Origin of the sequence: Pseudomonas fluorescens (genome assembly GCF_004683905.1) — a bacterium.
Classification (GTDB): domain Bacteria; phylum Pseudomonadota; class Gammaproteobacteria; order Pseudomonadales; family Pseudomonadaceae; genus Aquipseudomonas; species Aquipseudomonas putida_A.
In genome coordinates, this window is sequence record NZ_CP038438.1 from 2,138,006 (window position 1) to 2,156,449 (window position 18,444).

General features: G+C 61.4%; 13 protein-coding genes. 10 read left to right on the forward strand and 3 right to left on the reverse strand.

What is annotated here, in order from left to right; all coding sequences use genetic code 11:
• Positions 1 to 6 precede the first annotated feature (6 nt).
• Both E4T63_RS09615 and E4T63_RS09620 read right to left on the reverse strand, forming a co-directional pair.
• Positions 7 to 1,980 (reverse strand): MacB family efflux pump subunit, encoded by a 1,974-nt coding sequence (locus tag E4T63_RS09615; RefSeq protein ID WP_135295338.1) that lies wholly within the window; start codon positions 1,978 to 1,980, stop codon positions 7 to 9.
• The gene (locus tag E4T63_RS09620) at positions 1,981 to 3,153 is read right to left on the reverse strand and encodes an efflux RND transporter periplasmic adaptor subunit (protein ID WP_135295339.1); all 1,173 of its coding nucleotides are present in this window, start codon (positions 3,151 to 3,153) and stop codon (positions 1,981 to 1,983) included. It lies immediately after the preceding gene.
• A gap of 320 nt (positions 3,154 to 3,473) precedes the next feature.
• Between E4T63_RS09620 and E4T63_RS09625 the strand changes: the two genes are divergently transcribed.
• The 7 genes from E4T63_RS09625 (at position 3,474) to E4T63_RS09655 (ending at position 14,147) form a co-directional block, all read left to right on the forward strand.
• The gene (locus E4T63_RS09625) at positions 3,474 to 3,956 is read left to right on the forward strand and encodes a sigma-70 family RNA polymerase sigma factor (RefSeq protein WP_045122005.1); all 483 of its coding nucleotides are present in this window, start codon (positions 3,474 to 3,476) and stop codon (positions 3,954 to 3,956) included.
• A 134-nt stretch (positions 3,957 to 4,090) separates the two neighbouring features.
• Positions 4,091 to 5,425, forward strand: coding sequence for a lysine N(6)-hydroxylase/L-ornithine N(5)-oxygenase family protein (locus tag E4T63_RS09630; RefSeq protein WP_135295340.1), 1,335 nt, complete (start codon positions 4,091 to 4,093; stop codon positions 5,423 to 5,425).
• A 590-nt stretch (positions 5,426 to 6,015) separates the two neighbouring features.
• Positions 6,016 to 8,715 carry a magnesium-translocating P-type ATPase gene (gene mgtA, locus E4T63_RS09635; protein ID WP_135295341.1) on the forward strand — a complete coding sequence of 900 codons (2,700 nt, stop codon included), beginning with the start codon at positions 6,016 to 6,018 and terminating at the stop codon, positions 8,713 to 8,715.
• Between the two features lie 142 nt (positions 8,716 to 8,857).
• The gene (locus E4T63_RS09640) at positions 8,858 to 9,574 is read left to right on the forward strand and encodes an MgtC/SapB family protein (RefSeq protein ID WP_007968289.1); all 717 of its coding nucleotides are present in this window, start codon (positions 8,858 to 8,860) and stop codon (positions 9,572 to 9,574) included.
• A gap of 136 nt (positions 9,575 to 9,710) precedes the next feature.
• Positions 9,711 to 10,145: a chemotaxis protein CheY gene (locus tag E4T63_RS09645; protein ID WP_098968014.1), complete on the forward strand. Its 435-nt coding sequence runs from the start codon at positions 9,711 to 9,713 to the stop codon at positions 10,143 to 10,145.
• Positions 10,146 to 10,287: 142 nt separating this feature from the next.
• The gene (locus E4T63_RS09650; RefSeq protein WP_098968015.1) at positions 10,288 to 10,920 is read left to right on the forward strand and encodes a response regulator transcription factor; all 633 of its coding nucleotides are present in this window, start codon (positions 10,288 to 10,290) and stop codon (positions 10,918 to 10,920) included.
• Positions 10,921 to 10,928: 8 nt separating this feature from the next.
• Positions 10,929 to 14,147: a transporter substrate-binding domain-containing protein gene (locus E4T63_RS09655; protein WP_209318231.1), complete on the forward strand. Its 3,219-nt coding sequence runs from the start codon at positions 10,929 to 10,931 to the stop codon at positions 14,145 to 14,147.
• Positions 14,148 to 14,151: 4 nt separating this feature from the next.
• Here the strand turns inward: E4T63_RS09655 and dkgB are convergent, their stop codons facing one another.
• On the reverse strand, positions 14,152 to 14,955 hold the full coding sequence (gene dkgB, locus E4T63_RS09660; protein ID WP_135295342.1) for a 2,5-didehydrogluconate reductase DkgB: 804 nt from the start codon (positions 14,953 to 14,955) through the stop codon (positions 14,152 to 14,154).
• Positions 14,956 to 15,246: 291 nt separating this feature from the next.
• Here dkgB and E4T63_RS09665 point away from each other — a divergent pair, with 291 nt between their 5' ends.
• The 3 genes from E4T63_RS09665 to E4T63_RS09675 all read left to right on the forward strand — a co-directional run bounded on the left by E4T63_RS09665 (position 15,247) and on the right by E4T63_RS09675 (position 18,302).
• Entirely contained in the window at positions 15,247 to 16,113 is an 867-nt protein-coding gene (locus tag E4T63_RS09665) for a pirin family protein (protein WP_135295343.1), read from the forward strand.
• Positions 16,114 to 16,321: 208 nt separating this feature from the next.
• Positions 16,322 to 17,764 carry a mechanosensitive ion channel domain-containing protein gene (locus E4T63_RS09670; protein ID WP_134785898.1) on the forward strand — a complete coding sequence of 481 codons (1,443 nt, stop codon included), beginning with the start codon at positions 16,322 to 16,324 and terminating at the stop codon, positions 17,762 to 17,764.
• 97 nt (positions 17,765 to 17,861) lie between these two features.
• Positions 17,862 to 18,302 (forward strand): carboxymuconolactone decarboxylase family protein, encoded by a 441-nt coding sequence (locus tag E4T63_RS09675; protein WP_007968280.1) that lies wholly within the window; start codon positions 17,862 to 17,864, stop codon positions 18,300 to 18,302.
• The last annotated feature ends 142 nt before the right edge of the window (positions 18,303 to 18,444 follow it).

Genomic DNA, 18,444 nt, shown 5'->3' on the forward strand with positions numbered 1-18,444 from the left:
AATCGATCATTCACTGGTAAGGGCTGTGACCGGGTCGAGCCGGGCAGCTTTGCGGGCAGGCATGAAGCCGAAGACAACACCGGTGACCAGGGCGCAGCCGAACGCGCCGAGTACCGCCATCAAGGAAAAGGCCACGGCCACTTCGCTGAGAATCAGCACGCCGCCGACGATCAGCGCCAGGGCGATGCCGGCAATGCCGCCGACCACCGAGAGCATCACCGCTTCGGTGAGGAACTGCCGGAGGATGTCGCGCTGGCGGGCGCCGGTGGCCATGCGAATGCCGATCTCGCGAGTCCGCTCGCGCACGGTCATGAGCATGATGTTCATCACGCCGATACCGCCAACCAGCAGCGAGATCGCGGCAATCGAGCCGAGCATCAACGACAGGGTGTTCTGAGTGCGGGCCTCGGCCTGAATCATCGCGGCGTTGTTGGTCAGTTCGAAATCCTTCTTGCCGTTGTGCAGGCGCAGCATCAGTTGCTCGATGGCCTGCTCGGTGTCCTTGACCTTGCGCGCGTCGGCGGCGGCAATGGCCACGTATTCCGGATTGCGCGTTCCGAACAGCCGGACGCTGGCCGCCGAATAGGGGATGGCGATGCGGTTATCACTGTCGGAGTCGCCGGAGCTGGCGCCTTTTTCCGCAAGCACGCCGACCACCTGGAACGGCACATTCTCGATCAGGATGAATTGGCCGATCGGGTTCGGCACATCCTTGAGCAGTTTGCTGCGGACTTTGTGGCCGATCACCGCAACGGCTGCAGCGTTCTGCTCGTCGGTCTCGGTGAAGTAACTGCCTTGCACCACCGGCCAGTTGAAGATCGCCGGGAAGTTGGTGTCGTTGCCGCCGACGTAACTCAGGTGGTCGGCGTTGCCGTACCGCACGCCGGCCTCGGCGCCGTTGACCGGCATGATCCGCTGCACTTGCGGCAGGCTGGCCAGCGCGTGCACATCGTCGAGGGTGATGATCCCCGGCGGCGTGCGCGGGTTGGGCGCCGAGCCGCTGAGGTAAATAATGTTCGAACCGAACGCGCCCATCTGCGCCATCACCTGGCGTTTGCTGCCTTCACCGACCGCCAGCATCACCACCACCGACGCCACGCCGATGATGATCCCGAGCAGGGTCAGCGCGGTGCGAAAGCGGTTGATCCACATCACTCGCCACGCGGCGTGCAGGGCATCGACCAGCTCGCCTTTCCAGGCGCCGGTGGCTTCCGCGCCGTCGGCCAGACGCTGGCGCAGATCCACCGCTTGCAGGGCGCCGGGGTTGGCGCTGGTCTGGGCGTGGGGATCATCGCGGGCGCTGTCGCTGATGATCAGGCCGTCGCGTATTTCGATGATGCGTTTGGCCCGGGCCGCGACTTCGCGGTCGTGGGTGATGAGGATCACTACGTGGCCCTGGCTCGCCAGCTCATCGAGCAGCGTCATCACTTCTTTGCCGCTGTGGCTGTCGAGGGCGCCGGTGGGTTCGTCGGCGAGGATGATATGGCCGCCGTTCATCAACGCCCGGGCAATCGACACCCGTTGCTGTTGGCCACCGGACAACTGATGCGGGCGGTTGCCGGTGCGCGAGGCCAGGCCGAGTCGGTCGAGCAGGGCGGCGGCGCGGGCGTGACGCTCGGCGGCCGGGGTGCCGGCATAGATCGCCGGCATCTCGACGTTTTCCTGGGCCGAGCCGGACGGAATCAGGTGATAGCCCTGGAACACAAATCCAAAGGCTTCGCGGCGCAGCCAGGCCAGCTCGTCGCTGTCGAGACCGGCGACGTTTTCTCCGGCGAAGCGGTACTCGCCGGAGGTCGGGCGGTCGAGGCAGCCGAGGATATTCATCAGGGTCGATTTGCCGGAGCCGGAAGCGCCGACAATCGCCACGAATTCACCGGCGTGGATCGACAGGTCGATGCCGCGCAGCACGTGCACTTCAGGTGCATCGCCACCACCGTAGGATTTACGAATGTCCTGCAGGTCGATCAGAGGCGTTTGCATTCAGCCTCCGCTGCCGTCGACCGGGCCGATCAACAGGTGATCGCCTTCGTTGAGGCCGTCGACGATCTGCACCTTGAGCCGGTCGCTGATGCCGGTGCGTACCTCGCGTTGCTGGATGTCGCCGTTGGCCGCCACCACCTGCGCGGTTTGCAGGTTGGCCGTGGTGCTGCCCTGCAACGCGGCGACCGGCGCGGTGAGCACGCCTTTGGCCTGATTGGCGACGAAAAACACCTGGGTGGTCATCTCGGCCATCAAGGCGTTGTCGGCGTTATCGACGTCGAGCAAAACCGTGTACAGCACAACGCGGGCGCTGCCGCTTTTACTGCTGCTGGCTGGGCTGCCGCCGCCCTGGCTGGTCTGGTCCAGCGGCTTGGGCGGCACCGGCAGAATCTGCCGCACGGTGCTGCTCCAGCGCCGCTGGCCGCCGCTGAGGGTGGTGAAGTAGGCGGTCATGCCCGGTTTGACGTGACCGATGTCAGCCTCGGAAACCTCGGCCCACACGGTCATCGGTGACAGTTTGGCGATGCGCAGGATCAGCGGCGTCTGCTGTTGCGCGTTGAGGGTCTGGCCTTCGCGGGCGTCGAGGGCAACCACGGTGCCGGCCATCGGCGCGTAGATCCGCGTGTAGCCGAGTTCGGCCTGATCGCTGCGCAGGCTCGCTTCGGCCTGGCGGATCTGCGCCTGGAACATGTCGACGCGGGCCTGAGTGGCTTTCAGTTCGGCGCGGGCGGTTTGCACGTCTTCTTCACGGGTGGCGCCGCCGGCCACGAGATTCTGCTGCCGCTGATACTTCTGCCGCGCCAGCTCATGCTGGGCGCGCTGCTCCTGCAATTGCGCCTTGAGGTTTTCGATGGAGAAGCGTCCGGCGTCGAGTTTGGCCTTCTGCGTGGACGGATCGATTTCCACCAGCAGTTGACCTTCCTTGACCACGTCACCGACTTCGACGTGGATTTTCTGGATCTGCCCGGAGGCCTGCGCACCGACATCGACATATCGGCGCGGTTGCAGAGTGCCCAGTGCGGTGACGCTGCTTTCGATGTCGCCACGACTGACTTGCACGGTGGCAAAACGGTCGCGTCCCGGAGGCATGATTTGCCACGCGGCGTAGGCAACAACAGGAATCAGACAAAGGACTGCGAGCAGGGCGCGTCGAGCGGGGCGGGGACGTTTCATGCAGGGTTCCGGCCAGTGGAATTCGGCCCGTCGTCCGGCTGCACGCCACAGCGCGCAGCCGTTGAACGCTGTCGCAGGGCGCGACAGACACGGGGAGCTGTACTGTAAACGATGAATGCGCAGGGGAATTTAAGCGAAGACACAGGATGTTACAGGTATAGAACGGCACTATTTAGCGGGCAACGACAAACGCCACTTTAAATCTATATGAGAATTACTATAAATTACGCACCTCAGTTGCCACTATCTTGCTACCCGTGTTCGCGGGCCGTCGATCAGTGTGCTCAAGGATCGAATCCGCATCGAAGCGGCCGGGAGTCATGTTGGAAAACTACTATCGCGAGCTGGTGTGTTTCCTGAACGCCAAGCTCGGCAACCGTCAGGTCGCCGAAGATGTGGTGCATGACGCTTATGTGCGGGTTCTGGAACGCTCCAGCGACACGCCCATCGAGCAGCCCCGGGCCTTTCTTTATCGCACTGCGTTGAATCTGGTGATCGACGATCATCGGCGCAACGCCTTGCGCCAGGTCGAGCCACTGGAAGTGCTCGACAGCGAAGAGCGCTATTTCACCCCGTCGCCCCATGGCACTCTCGATCACGGCCAGCGTCTGGAGATGCTCCAGCGTGCACTGGCGGAATTGTCGCCGCTGTGCCGCGACAGTTTTCTGCTGCGCAAGATCGAAGGCCTGTCGCACCCGCAGATTGCCGAACATCTGGGAATTTCCAAGGCACTGGTGGAAAAACACATCGTCAATGCGATGAAGCATTGCCGTCTGCGCATCAAGCAATGGGATGCCCATTGAGCCGCCATCGCTAAATTTTATTTCACTGTCCTCGTTCCTACTCAACAGACGACCTGCTGTCCTGCTCAAGGCCAGTCGGGTCACTTAGGCTCTCCTTTCCCCTTGTTGAGGGGTTCATCCAGAGGACACTGGAAATGACTCAGGCAATTGCATCGCCCATCGTTCACGACCTGATCGGCGTCGGTTTCGGCCCTTCGAACCTGGCGCTGGCCATCGCTCTGCAAGAGCGCGGCCCGACCCACGGCGAGCTGGATGTGCTGTTCCTCGACAAGCAGGCCAACTACAGCTGGCACGGCAACACCCTGTCGACCCAAAGCGAATTGCAGATTTCCTTCCTCAAGGATCTGGTGACCCTGCGCAACCCGACCAGCCCGTACTCGTTCGTCAATTACCTGAAGGCCCACGGCCGTCTGGTCGACTTCATCAACCTTGGCACCTTCTACCCGTGCCGCATGGAGTACAACGACTACCTGCGCTGGGTCGCCGGGCAGTTCACCGAGCAGAGCCGCTATGGCGAAGAAGTGCTGACCATCGAACCGGTGCTGCACAACCATCAGGTTGAGGCGCTGCGCGTGATCTCTCGCGACAGCGAAGGCCAGCAGTTGGTGCGCACTGCGCGTTCGGTGGTGGTCAGCGCCGGCGGCACACCGCGTATTCCGGAGGCGTTCAAGGCGCTGAAGGGCGACAGCCGCGTGTTCCACCACTCGCAGTATCTGTCGCAGATGGCCAAACAGCCGTGTGTGAACAACCAACCGATGAGCATCGCGATCATCGGCGGCGGGCAGAGCGCGGCGGAAGCCTTTATCGATCTGAACGATTCGTTCCCGTCGGTGCAGGTCGACATGATCCTGCGCGGTTCGGCCCTCAAGCCTGCGGACGACAGCCCGTTCGTCAACGAAGTGTTCTCGCCGGAGTTCACCGATCTGGTGTTCCAGCAAAACAGCGCCGAACGTGAGCGGCTGGTCAACGAGTACCACAACACCAACTACTCGGTGGTCGACATCGACCTGATCGAACGCATCTACGGCATCTTCTATCGCCAGAAAGTCTCGGGTATCGCCCGTCATGCGTTCCGTACCCTGACCACCGTCGAGAGCGCCACCGCCACCGAACGCGGCATCGAACTGGCGGTGCGCAACAACGCCACCGGCGAAGTCACCGTGCGCCTCTATGACGCCGTGGTCCTGGCCACCGGTTACGAGCGGCAGATGCACCGCAAACTGTTGGCACCGCTGGAAGAATACCTCGGTGATTTCGAGGTCGATCGCAACTACAAACTGATCACCGACGAACGCTGCAAGGCCGGTCTGTACATGCAGGGCTTCTGCCAGGCCAGCCATGGCCTGAGTGATACGTTGCTGTCGGTGTTGCCGGTGCGTGCCGACGAGATTGCCGGCTCGCTGTATGAGCATGGCAAGAACCGTGGGCATCGTTCGGTGGCGGATCTGTTGTTGGCGACTGCCAGCTGATTTTGTAGCGCCTGATACACCGCTTTCGCGAGCAAGCCCGCTCCCACAGGAGATCTTCATTGAACACAGATTTTGTGGTCAGCAGAGATCCAATGTGGGAGCGGGCTTGCTCGCGAAGGGGCCTCCAAGACCACCGCAAAAACCCATTCCTGAACCCTTCCTGAATATCCCCGATATTCTCCGACACAGCACCTTTCACGGGTTTACTCATCCATCATCGAGGCGTAAGCTTCGCGCGTTTTCATCAATAGCGGAGACCCACAGTGGGTACTTGTTCGAGTGACAGTTGTCGGCCGGTCTCGGTAACCGGCAGATTCTCGGCAAGATAACGCGCAGCCTTTCTCTGCCGTTGTCTCGCCGTAAAGCGAGCAGCGGCATCCCGATCATGGTCAGTTGAGACCATGTCCCGACGTCCTTCTCATCGACACTGAAAGTATGTGATTTCGACCGTGTGGTCGCGATCGCAAACCTATCGACACGCCTGTCCTTTGTGATCGGCGCGCCAAGCCTTGCCGTGCCGGATTTTCCGGCGTACGAGGCGCGGTCGTACCTGCTCGACGGTTTCCCGGCTGACCATAGGGGCAACAGCCATGAAACTTACGCTCAAGGAATTTTTCGCAGGCTTCCTGCGCACACGCCACATCGCCCGGCACTTCCGCCGTCTGGCGCTGCTGGAATCGATCACCGACACCACGGTCAGCCGTGAAGTCCCGCCCACCCTGGCCAACACCCTGGTCGATGCGGCCCATCGCGACAGCGGTGAGCTGCTGTCGTCACTGGGCACTCACACCGACGGTTTGACTGACTTTGAAGTCGACGCCCTGCGTGCGCAGTACGGCCTCAACGAAGTCGAGCACGAGCAGCCGCTGCCATGGTGGACCCATCTGTGGCACTGCTATAAAAACCCGTTCAACCTGCTGCTGACCCTGTTGGCGGTGATTTCGTGGCTGACCGAAGACCTCAAAGCCGCCACGGTGATTTTCTCCATGGTGGTGCTGTCGACGCTGCTGCGCTTCTGGCAGGAAAGCAAATCCAACCAGGCCGCCGACGCGCTCAAGGCGATGGTCAGCAACACCGCCACGGTGATGCGCCGCGACGAGCCGCGGATCGAACTGCCGATCAAGCAACTGGTGCCGGGCGACCTGATCGTGCTGTCCGCCGGCGACATGATTCCTGCCGACTGCCGGGTGCTCAGCGCCAAGGATCTGTTCGTCAGCCAGGCGGCGATGACCGGTGAATCGATGCCGGTGGAAAAATTCGCCCGTCAGGCCGACCGCGACACGCGCAATCCGCTGGAGCTGGAGAACATTCTGTTCATGGGCACCAACGTGGTGTCCGGCACGGCGGTGGCGGTGATTCTCACCACGGGCAACAGCACCTATTTCGGCGCGTTGGCACAGCGTGTGGGCGCAACTGACCGCGCGGTGACCTCGTTCCAGCTGGGCGTGAACAAAGTCAGCTGGCTGCTGATCCGCTTCATGTTCGTCATGGCGCCGCTGGTGCTGTTCATCAACGGTTTCACCAAGGGCGACTGGACCGAAGCGCTGCTGTTCGCGCTGTCGATTGCCGTGGGCCTGACCCCGGAAATGCTGCCGATGATCGTCACCTCGACCCTGGCAAAAGGTGCGGTGTTCCTGTCGCGCAAAAAGGTCATCGTCAAGCGTCTGGACGCGATCCAGAACTTCGGCGCGATGGACGTGCTGTGCACCGACAAGACCGGCACCCTGACCCAGGACAAGATCTTCCTCGCGCGCAATGTCGACGTCTGGGGTGAAGACTCCGATGACGTGCTGGAAATGGCCTACCTCAACAGCTACTACCAGACCGGGCTGAAAAACCTGCTCGACGTGGCGGTGCTGGAACATGTGGAAATTCACCGTGAACTGAAAGTCGGCACGGCATTTCGCAAGGTCGATGAGATTCCGTTCGACTTCAATCGCCGGCGCATGTCGGTGGTGGTCGAAGGGCGTGGCCAGCCACATCAACTGATCTGCAAAGGTGCGGTGGAAGAAGTGCTGGCGGTGTGCACCCGTGTGCAGCACGGTGACGTCGAGGAAGCCTTGAGCGATGAATTGCTGACCCGGATTCGTCAGGTCACCGCAGCATTCAACGCTGAAGGCTTGCGCGTGGTGGCAGTGGCTGCTCGCTCGATGCCGGAAGGTCGCGACACTTACAGCCTGGCCGATGAGCAGGAACTGACGCTGATCGGTTATGTGGCCTTCCTCGATCCACCGAAGGAAAGCACCGCACCGGCACTCAAGGCTTTGGCCGAGCACGGTGTGGCGGTCAAAGTGCTGACTGGTGACAACGAACTGGTGACCGCGAAGATCTGCCGTGAAGTCGGTCTGGCGCAACAGGGCTTGCTGCTGGGCAACGATGTCGAGCGCATGAGCGACGCCGAGCTGGCCGTGGCGGTAGAAAAAACCAACGTGTTCGCCAAGCTGACGCCGTCGCACAAGGAGCGCATCGTGCGCATCCTCAAGGGCAACGGGCATGTGGTCGGCTTCATGGGCGACGGCATCAACGACGCCCCGGCGCTGCGCACCGCCGACATCGGAATCTCGGTGGACAGCGCGGTAGACATCGCCAAGGAAGCCGCTGACATCATCCTCCTGGAAAAGAGCCTGATGGTGCTGGAGGAGGGCGTACTCGAGGGGCGTCGCACCTTCGCCAACATGCTCAAGTACATCAAGATGACCGCCAGCTCGAACTTCGGCAACGTGTTCTCGGTGCTGGTGGCCAGTGCGTTCATTCCGTTCCTGCCGATGCTGCCGATGCACCTGCTGGTACAGAACCTGCTCTACGACATTTCGCAGATCGCCATTCCGTTCGACAACGTCGACAAGGAGATGCTGAAGAAGCCGCAGCGCTGGCAGCCGGCGGATGTCGGGCGCTTCATGCTGTTCTTCGGCCCGATCAGTTCGATCTTTGACATCCTGACGTTCGCCTTGATGTGGTATGTGTTCGATGCCAACACCCCGGATCACCAGACCCTGTTCCAGTCCGGCTGGTTCGTGGTGGGGCTGCTGACCCAGACGCTGATCGTGCACATGATCCGCACGCCGAAGATTCCGTTCCTGCAAAGCCGTGCAGCCATGCCGCTGCTGGTGATGACCGGGATCATCATGGCGGTCGGAATCTTCCTGCCGATGGGGCCGCTGGCCAACTACTTCAAACTGCAGGCACTGCCGTCGATGTACTTCGTGTTCCTGCCGATGATCCTGCTGGCGTACATGGCGCTGACCCAGGCGGTGAAAGGCTTCTACATCCGCCGGTTCGGCTGGCAGTAACAACAGGACAACGCTGTTCCCTCTGTAGGAGTGAGCCTGCTCGCGATAGCAATCTGTCAGTCAAAATTTCAACGACTGACACACCGCTATCGCGAGCAGGCTCACTCCTACAGGGGATTCGGATGTTTTCAAGGACAAGACTATGCAAGCCATCAACAACCTCAACCTGACTTCTTTGCTCGACACGCTGGTCAGCCTCAGCGCAGCGTTCATCCTCGGCGGCCTGATCGGGTTCGAGCGCCAGTACCGGCAACGCACCGCCGGCCTGCGCACCAACGTGCTGGTGGCGGTCGGTGCGGCGATTTTCGTCGACATGGCCAACCGTCTCGGCGGTGCTGAAGGCGCGGTGCGGGTGGTCGCCTACGTGGTCTCCGGCATCGGCTTTCTCGGTGCCGGGGTGATCATGCGCGAAGAAGGCAACGTGCGCGGCCTCAACACCGCCGCGACCTTGTGGACGTCAGCCGCCGTTGGCGCCTGCGCCGGTGCCGACCTGCTGGCCGAAGCGGTGCTCGGCACGCTGTTCATTCTGGCCGCCAACACCTTGCTGCGGCCGATCGTCAACAACATCAACCGTCAGCCACTGGACGTGGTCTCGGCCGAAGTCACCAACATCGTCTATGTCATCGCCCGGCGCTCCCAACAGAAAGCCGTGTTCGCCCTGCTCGAAGCCGAGTTGGAACGCAGCAACTACCCGGCCAGCGACGTCGATGTACACGCCTTCGGTGCCGACGAAATCGAGATCGAAGCGACGCTGGCGACGACTTCGGTCGACGGCGATGAACTCGATGCGCTGGTAGCGCGGATTTCGACTTCAGCGCTGGTGGTGCAGGCGTTCTGGAGTCCGAGTACCACGGAATAAGGCAACAACGTCGGGCAGCCATTCGGCATGGCTCATGAGTGCGGATGAATGACCGGTTTTTTAGGAAAAGTCCTACAGAACTGCTCCTGAGGCTTGCGTAGTCTTGGCGCACCCGTCCACCTCCACGAGATCGAGCATGATCAATAAAACCCTGCGCATCCTGATTGCCGATCCGCAGCATTTTCACCGGATGAAAATCGAGCGCCTGTTCAATGGCCTTGAATACTTCCGCATCGCTCCGGTACAGAGTCTGCTTGAGCTGCTGACCCTGGTGGACTACGGCTGTGAACCGTTCGACGTCGTGGTCATCAACGCCGAGCTGGCGGCCGGATCGCTGGACCTGCCGGGGTTTTTCCTCAACAACCCGCATGTGCGCCACGCGCTGATCTATAACGAGCCCTCGGCGCCTGCGCTGACACCCGCCGGCTTCGCTCAGGAAAACCTGCAGATCAGCCCCGTCGCCTTGCCCAATGCGGCCGCGATCAAGCACCTGATGGCGCGGGTCGACGTTGCCCCGGTGTGTGCAGCTAATGCCTGGAACCCGGCGCCAGCCTTGCAACGCCGGGCTTGAGCACGAATTACGTTTTTGCGCAACTGTCAGATCTGACAGGTAGATACGACTGGCTTCCCGTGTAACAGTTCTTGCGCAGCCACCCCGTCGGAACAGCCGCTACCGGTGGCGCCATCGTTTTGTTTTTGCCCTGGGAGCGGTCATGAAGTCAGCGCTGATCGTCGACGATCATCCGGTGGTGCGGGCTGCCGTGAAACTTGTGCTCGAAGCCGAAAGGTTCAGGGTGATTCATGAAGCGTCGAGCGCCAGCGAAGCCCTGGAGCTTAGCCGTGAGCACAAACCGGAACTGGTGATACTCGATCTCAAGTTGCCGGGGGTGGGTGGACTGGAAGCGCTGGAGCGGCTCAAGGCCAACGACCCCGAATGCAGGGTGCTGATTTTTACTTCTCAGGATCCGCTGCACTATCAGGATCGCTGTCTGCGTAGTGGCGCCATGGGTTACGTGGCTAAAACCAACCAGTTGCTGCAATTGCACAAGGCTGTCCAGGCGCTGATGTCGGGCTACTCCTATTTTGCTGCACTGCCTGATAGCGGCTCTGTGTCGACCCCGTCGCACCGCAGCGAAAAACAGCTGATCGACGAGCTCTCCAACCGAGAACTGAACATTCTCGTGCAGTTGGCTCTGGGTAAGCCCAACAAGAAAATCGCCGCTGAAATGTTCCTCAGCCACAAGACCGTCAGCACCTACAAAACCCGCTTGATAAAAAAGCTGGGTCTGCACTCAAAGTCAGCGGTGTACTTGCGCGAATTCGCCAAGCGCAACGATTTGATCTGAGTAGCACAGTGAATCTGCGACGCTGGTGGTGCGTGCTCTGGTTGAGCATCACGGCCACCTGCTGGGCCAGTGAGTCGCCGCAGCCTCTGGAGTTGTTGAGCCAGGCAGCACTGGAGAACATTCAGGTCCCGCTCGACCCCCAGGATCAACAGTGGCTACGCCGCCATCCGACGTTGCGCATGGGGATTTCCGGGCCCGATTATCCACCGTTCGAGATCACGCGGAATCGGCAGGAGCTGGAAGGTCTCACCGCCGACTATGCCGAGTTGCTGGCGCAACTGCTCGGGGTTCGGATCGAGGTGCAACGCTACGCAAACCGCGACGCGGTGATGAGCGCACTCAAGCGCGGCGAACTCGATCTGCTGGGCACCTCGAACAATTTCGAGCTGGCCGATCCAGATTTCATCTTGTCGCGCCCCTATGCCGAAGACCAACCGATGCTGGTGACCCGGCTCGACGAAACGTTACCGGCCGACCTGGCAGGCAAACGCATCGCCATGGTCGAGGACTACCTGCCGCTGACCAGCGTGCAGGCGTTCTACCCCGACGCGAAGGTGCAGCGTTACTCCTCGGCAATGGATGCGCTGGGTGCGGTGGCGTTTGGTGTCGATGACGGCTATCTCGGCGATCTGATCAGTGCCAATTACCTGATCAACACCAATTACCGCAATGACCTGCAACTGGCCGGGCCGTCGGGGCTGGATGCCAATCCCTTCGGTTTCGCCCTGCTGCGCAGTGACGTACGCCTCAAACGCATTATCGACAAGGCGCTGGCGGCGATTCCCATGGAGCGTCGTCAACTGATCGAGCAGCGCTGGAGCGCAGGGCGCGCGCAAATGGCCGCGCAGTCGCAGGTGCGCCTCAGTGCCAGCGAGCAGCAGTGGCTGGAGCAACATCCGCGGGTGCGGGTCGGCGTGATCGAAGACTTCGCACCGCTGACGTTTTTTGATGCCGACGGACGATTCAACGGGCTGTCGGCGCAGTTGCTCAACCTGATCAGTCAGCGTACCGGGCTGCAATTCGAAGTGGTTCGGGGGCATTCGCTGGATCGTCAGATTGAGCAGCTCAAGGCCGGTGAACTCGACGTGTTGCCGGTGGTGACCCCGAGCAGCGAACGGGAAACCGAGCTGCAATTCACCCGTGCCTACCTGAATAATCCGTTTGTGCTGGTCAGCGCGACGACGGCCGGCAGCCCGCGCAGCCTCGGCGATCTGCCGGGCAAGCGGCTGGCGATTTATCGCGGTCATCCATTGCACGACTTTATTCTGCAGCAGGTGCCCGGGATTCGCCTGGTGGAGGTGCGCAGCCCGGCCGAGGGCATGGAGCAGATCGCCAAAGGCCAGGCCGACGTGACCGTCAGCTCGCTGCTGGTGGCGCGTTTTCTGATTGCCCGTCATTACCGCGAGCGCCTGCGCATCACCAACACGATCGGCGATCAGCCGGCACGCATTGCCCTGGCGACCGCAGCGCAGGATACGGCGCTGCACACGATTCTGAACAAGGCGTTGCTGAGCATCGCGCCGCAGCAGATGGACGAACTGGTCGAGCGCTGGAGCCATGACGTGGTCGTGGAAGAGAGCTACTGGCAGCGTCATCGCCGCGAAATCCTGCTGGCGTTTGCCGGTGCGGCAGGGCTGCTGTTGCTGGCCTTGGCCTGGATCGGTTTTCAGCGCTCGCAGCTGCGTCAGCGTCAGCAGTGGCTGCAACAGTTGCAGCAGGCCAAGGATGCCGCCGACGACGCCAATCGGGCCAAGACTACGTTTCTGGCGACCATGAGCCATGAAATCCGCACGCCGATGAATGCCCTGATCGGCATGCTCGAAATGGCCCTCAAGCGTGCCGAGGAGGGCGTCACCGACAAGCTGGCAATCGAGGTCGCGTCCGCTGCCGGCCAGCAATTACTGGCGTTGATCGGTGATATTCTCGATATCGCACGCATCGAGTCCGGGCATTTGTCCCTCGCGCCGCAGCGGGCCAATCTGCGCGAACAAGTGATCGCGGTGTGCCGCGTATTCGAAGGGCTGGCGCGGGAGAAACGCCTGCTGTGGCAGGTCGAACTGGATGCGCACAGTGACGTCGACGTCATGCTCGACCCGACACGCTTCAAGCAAGTGCTGTCAAACCTGTTGAGCAACGCGATCAAGTTCACCGAGCAGGGTCAGGTGAGCCTGCGTTTGTTATGCTCTGCGATGCCGTCCGGGATCCTGGCGGTCGTGGTGGTGATTGCAGACAGCGGAATCGGCATCAGTGCCGATGACCGCAAACGCCTGTTCAGTCCGTTCGTCCAGGCCGCTAACCAGGGCCAGTCAGCGCGTAGCGGCTCGGGATTGGGCCTGGTGATCAGCCGTAACCTCTGCGAAATGATGGGCGGCACACTGCGCCTGGACAGCGAGCCGGGGCATGGAACGCGGGTTGAGGTAAACCTGCAGCTGCCGCTGTTGACCGCGCTCGAACCCGAGACGGCAGGCCCGCAAGTGGCGGACACGCCAGCGCGTTCGCTGAGCGTGCTGGTGGTGGACGATCATCCGGTCAACCGCTTGCTCCTGTGCCGGCAACTGGGTGAACTGGGCCACGCTACGGTCGATGTCGAGGATGGTGAGCTGGGCTTGCAGCGCTGGCGAACACAGGCTTTCGATGTGCTGATCACCGATTGCAACATGCCCCGGCGCAACGGTTACGAACTCGCTCGGACACTTCGTGAAGAAGAGGCGGCGAGCGGTCGGGCACGCTGCCTGATCCTCGGCTTCACTGCCAACGCGCAGGTCGAGGAGAAAGTCCGTTGTCTTGAGGCCGGCATGGACGATTGTCTGTTCAAGCCGATTCGCTTGCACGATCTGCAACAGGCATTGAAGGCGGCCAGTCGCGGTGACGGTGACCAGCTGTCGGACCCGGCACCGCCGTTGCCCGAGATCGACCTGAGCGCGCTTGAACAGATGGCCGGGGACAATCCTGCAGTGATGCAGCGCCTGCGCGAACAAGTGTTGCGCAGTCTGCACGACGATCTGCAACGGCTGGACGCTGCGCGCCAGCCACAGGATCTGAGCGAATTAAGCACCCTGGCGCATCACATCAAGGGCGGTGCGCAAATGGTCGGTGCGGCGCGAGTGGCGGCGGCGTGCAGCGATCTCGAACAGGCGTGTCGCGACGCCGAAACCCTGACTGTCCACCGCTCGGTGGACACGCTGCGCAGGGCCATGCACGACCTCGCGCAGCGGCTTCAGGACTGAGCGATCAATCCCACTGCGGGGCAATGCCTTTCGGGCTGGTCAGACGATGGCCGCGCTCCAGACCGGCGATCAGCGCTATGTCGGATTCGCTCAGGGTCAGCGTGGTGGCGCCGAGGTTACTCTGCAGGTTGGCGCGTTTGGTCGACGATGGAATCACCGCGTAACCCGACTGCATCGCCCAGGCCAGGGTGACTTGCGCCGGGGTCGCTTGCAGGCGTTCAGCGATCTGCTGGATCACCGGATCCTTCAGCACTTCGCCATAGGCAAGGGTCATGTAGGAGGTGATCTGGATGCCCTGGCTGCGGGCGAACTCGACCACTTTGCGATTTTGCAGGTACGGGTGCAGCTCGATCTGGTTGGTGGCGATGTTTTCCGCGCCGACCGCTGCGATGGCTTGTTGCATCAGCTCGATGGTGAAGTTGGACACCCCGATCTGCCGGGTCAGGCCCAGACGCTTGGCTTCGAGCAGCGCGCCCATGAATTCGGCGACCGGCACCTGATCCTCCGGCGACGGCCAGTGGATCAGCGTCAGGTCGAGGTAGTCGGTCTGCAATTTCTGCAGGCTTTCCTTGAGGCTCTCGATCAGACGATCCTTGGCGAAGTTGGCGATCCAGATCTTGCTGGTGATGAACAACTCTTCGCGAGCAATGCCGCTGGCGGCGATGGCCTGGCCGACCTCGGCTTCGTTCTCGTAGATCTGCGCGGTGTCGATGGCGCGGTAACCGAGTTCAAGGCCGGTGCGCACCGAATCGATGACCACCTGACCTTGCAGGCGAAACGTACCCAGACCAAAAGCGGGAACAGACATTGATGACTCCAGGGTTGCAGTGGGAATGGGCAGGAGTATCCGCGTCTGTGTCCTTGAGAAAAACCGCTGCTGGGGCAAAGCACTGTTGAGCAGAAGTCATGAATCTTTCCCGATAGTGGTGTTGTCTGGACCGGCCCCTTCGCGAGCAAGCCCGCTCCCGCAAGGATCGAGATTCAACGGTGGGACTGTTCTATAAATGGAACACTAAAGCCGGTTTTTGCCGTCTAGTGCTCAAAACGCTATGGATTTAAGCTTAATCCATTGCGTCACCCACCTTTTCTGGAGGCAACCATGAAAAACATCATCGGTATCTACACCAGCCCTCGCGGCCATTGGGTCGGCGATGGTTTCCCGGTGCGCACTCTGTTTTCCTATGACAACCTGGGCAAACACATCAGCCCGTTCCTGCTGCTCGATCACGCAGGCCCGGCCGAATTCACCCCGACCACCGAGCGCCGTGGCGTCGGCCAGCACCCGCACCGTGGTTTTGAAACGGTGACCATCGTCTACGACGGCGAAGTGCAGCACCGCGACTCCACCGGCAGCGGCGGCACCATCGGCCCCGGCGATGTGCAGTGGATGACCGCCGCGTCCGGGATCCTCCACGAGGAGTTCCACTCGGATGATTTCGCCAGAACCGGCGGCAAGCTGGAAATGGTGCAGCTGTGGGTCAACCTGCCGGCCAAGGACAAAATGGCTGCGCCCGGCTACCAGACCATTCTCGACGGCGATATTCCCAATATCGCGCTGAAGGACGATGCCGGCCGGCTGCGGCTGATCGCCGGTGAGTTCGAGGGGCAGAAAGGCCCGTCGCACACCTTCACGCCGATCGATGTCTGGGACCTGCGGTTGCACGCCGGCAAGTTGCTGACACTGGATCTGCACGAAGGGCGCAACACCGCGCTGGTGCTGTTGAAAGGTTCGGTGACGATCAACGGTGCGCAAACGGCGGGTGTCGGGCAGTTGGTGCTGTTCGAGCGCGACGGTCGTCAGTTGACCCTTGAGGTCAGTGAAGACGCAGTGGTGTTGCTGCTCAGCGGCGAGCCGATCGACGAACCGATTGTCGGCCATGGCCCGTTCGTGATGAACACCGAGCAGGAAATTCATCAGGCATTCGCCGACTTCCAGTCCGGGCGTTTTGGCCAAATGCACGGGTAAATTTCACCCCTGTGGGAGCGGGCTTGCTCGCGAAAGCGCAGTGCCAGTCAATGCATGTCTGACCGATCCACCGCCTTCGCGAGCAGGCTCGCTTCCACAGGGGTTTTCCGGTGTTTTTGCGCTGGTGTTCTGCCTCTGAAATCAATTACTCCTACACTTGCCCAATCTGTGCGATCTTCTCGCGATTGGCCCCTGTCGGAGTGCTTTGATGTTGTCTTTTTTGACCGAACATCCGTTGTTTTGCGCGTTGATCCTGATCCTCCTCGATCTCGGGTTGTGGCGCCTGATCAGCTCCCGTGGCAGCGAGTGGAAGCTGCTGGTGCGGGTACTGATTTTCAGCCTGTTCAGCGTGCTGTTGTTCAACGAAGGCCTGAATCCGATGGAGCCGGCGCCGTGGGCCGACAACGTGCCGCTGCACCTGGCGGCGACCGGGTTGCAGATCGGCTGGTGGCTGTTCGGCGCGCGCACCCTGACCGTGCTGATCGGCGCGGTGATGATGCAGCGCGTCGGGCACACCGGACGGCTGTTGCAGGATCTGCTCGGTGCGGTGATTTTCCTGATCGCGATTATCGCGGCACTGGCCTATGTGCTGGATCTGCCGGTCAAAGGTGTGTTGGCGACGTCCGGGGCCTTGGCGATCATTGTCGGTCTGGCGTTGCAGAGCACCTTGAGCGACGTGTTCTCCGGGATCGTGCTCAACACCACCAAGCCCTATCAGATCGATGACTGGATCTCGATCGATGGCACCGAAGGCCGGGTCATCGACATCGACTGGCGCGCCACGCGTCTGCAGACCAGTCAGGGCAGCATGGCGGTGATTCCCAACTCGCTGGCGGCCAAGGCCAAGATCATCAACTTCAGTCGTCCGAGCAACATGTTCGGGGTGGCCGTCAGTGTCCAGGTCAGCCCGCATGCCCGGCCCAATACGGTGATCGATGCGCTGGAGCGGGCGATGCAGGGCTGCCGCCCGCTGCTGGACAATCCCTCGCCAAGTGTCGCGCTGAAAAGCTCCAGCAGCGCCGGCGCGGAATATGAAATCAGCGGTTTTGTCTCGTCGATGGATCAGAAGCGCTCAGTGCGCAATCAGCTGTTCGATCTGGCTTACCGGCATCTGCAGGCATCCGGGATCAATCTGTTGTCGAGTGTCGAACCGATCGTCGCCGGCAACCTCTCGCGGCCGCGGGCGCTGCTCGACAGTTCGCCGATTTTCTCCACGCTGCGCCAGGAAGAGAAAGACACCTTCAGCCAGAACATGACCCTGCAAACCTTCCGTGCCGGCGAGACGATCCTCGACGCCGGGGAGGTCAGCGATCATTTGTTCATCATCGAATCGGGCGTGGTCAGCGTGACCTTGACTCGCCATGGCAGCCCGTTCGAATCCGGGCGCATGGGGCCGGGGGAGGTGATCGGCGAGGCCGGCATCCTCTCCGATTCGTCGGTGCCGGCGACCTTTGCGGCGAAAACCTTCTGTGCGCTGTACCGCATCGAGAAGACCTACCTGAAGCCGTGCCTGGATGCCCGACACGACATCAATGAGGCGATGAAGGCCTTGCTCGATTATCGCCTGCACAAGGCCCAGAGCCTGACCCAGGACGTGCCGACCGTGGTGGCGAAAACCGGGTTCCTGCACTGGTTGCGCAATCGGGTGTGACAGGGTGGTCTACTCGTCTTCCGGGAGATTGGCTATTTGTCCGGGGCAAGTGCGGGACTACCTTAGTCACACATTCACTGGCCCCGGAAACTCAATCATGAAAGCTCGTACCGATTTCTACACCGCCTCCCCAGACGCCCTGAAAGCGATGATCGCCCTGGAAACCGCGGTCTCGAAACTGCCGCTGGAAAAGACCCTGGTCGAACTGGTCAAGCTGCGCGCTTCGCAGATCAACGGCTGCGCATTCTGCATCGACATGCACACCGCTGACGCGATCAAGGGCGGCGAAACCCCGCGTCGACTGTTCGCCGTCACCGCGTGGCGTGAAGCGCCGTTCTTCACCGAGCGCGAACGCGCTGCGCTGCTGTGGACCGAATCGCTGACCCAGCTGAGCCTGACCCACGCCCCGGACGAAGACTACGACATCGTCGCGGCGCAATTCACGCCCAAGGAAATGGTCGACCTGAGCGTGGCGATCAGCACCATCAACAGCTGGAACCGTCTGGCGGTGGGCTTCCGCAAAACCCCACAGCTCTGACAGTTCACGGTCGAAAACTGTGGGAGCGGGCTTGCTCGCGAAGGCGTCGTGTCAGTCACCTTAGTGGTTATCTGACACACCGCCTTCGTCGGATCGCCGCCCGGAGCAAGCCCGCTCCCACAGTGAAAAGTGCAAAACTTCA

Bases quoted from the DNA above. Each gene is read 5' to 3' on its own strand.
- E4T63_RS09615 (WP_135295338.1), bottom strand. From the start codon at position 1,980: ATGCAAACGCCTCTGATCGACCTGCAGGACATTCGTAAATCCTACGGT.
- E4T63_RS09620 (WP_135295339.1), bottom strand. From the start codon at position 3,153: ATGAAACGTCCCCGCCCCGCTCGACGCGCCCTGCTCGCAGTCCTTTGT.
- E4T63_RS09625 (WP_045122005.1), top strand. From the start codon at position 3,474: ATGTTGGAAAACTACTATCGCGAGCTGGTGTGTTTCCTGAACGCCAAG.
- E4T63_RS09630 (WP_135295340.1), top strand. From the start codon at position 4,091: ATGACTCAGGCAATTGCATCGCCCATCGTTCACGACCTGATCGGCGTC.
- mgtA (WP_135295341.1), top strand. From the start codon at position 6,016: ATGAAACTTACGCTCAAGGAATTTTTCGCAGGCTTCCTGCGCACACGC.
- E4T63_RS09640 (WP_007968289.1), top strand. From the start codon at position 8,858: ATGCAAGCCATCAACAACCTCAACCTGACTTCTTTGCTCGACACGCTG.
- E4T63_RS09645 (WP_098968014.1), top strand. From the start codon at position 9,711: ATGATCAATAAAACCCTGCGCATCCTGATTGCCGATCCGCAGCATTTT.
- E4T63_RS09650 (WP_098968015.1), top strand. From the start codon at position 10,288: ATGAAGTCAGCGCTGATCGTCGACGATCATCCGGTGGTGCGGGCTGCC.
- dkgB (WP_135295342.1), bottom strand. From the start codon at position 14,955: ATGTCTGTTCCCGCTTTTGGTCTGGGTACGTTTCGCCTGCAAGGTCAG.
- E4T63_RS09665 (WP_135295343.1), top strand. From the start codon at position 15,247: ATGAAAAACATCATCGGTATCTACACCAGCCCTCGCGGCCATTGGGTC.
- E4T63_RS09670 (WP_134785898.1), top strand. From the start codon at position 16,322: ATGTTGTCTTTTTTGACCGAACATCCGTTGTTTTGCGCGTTGATCCTG.
- E4T63_RS09675 (WP_007968280.1), top strand. From the start codon at position 17,862: ATGAAAGCTCGTACCGATTTCTACACCGCCTCCCCAGACGCCCTGAAA.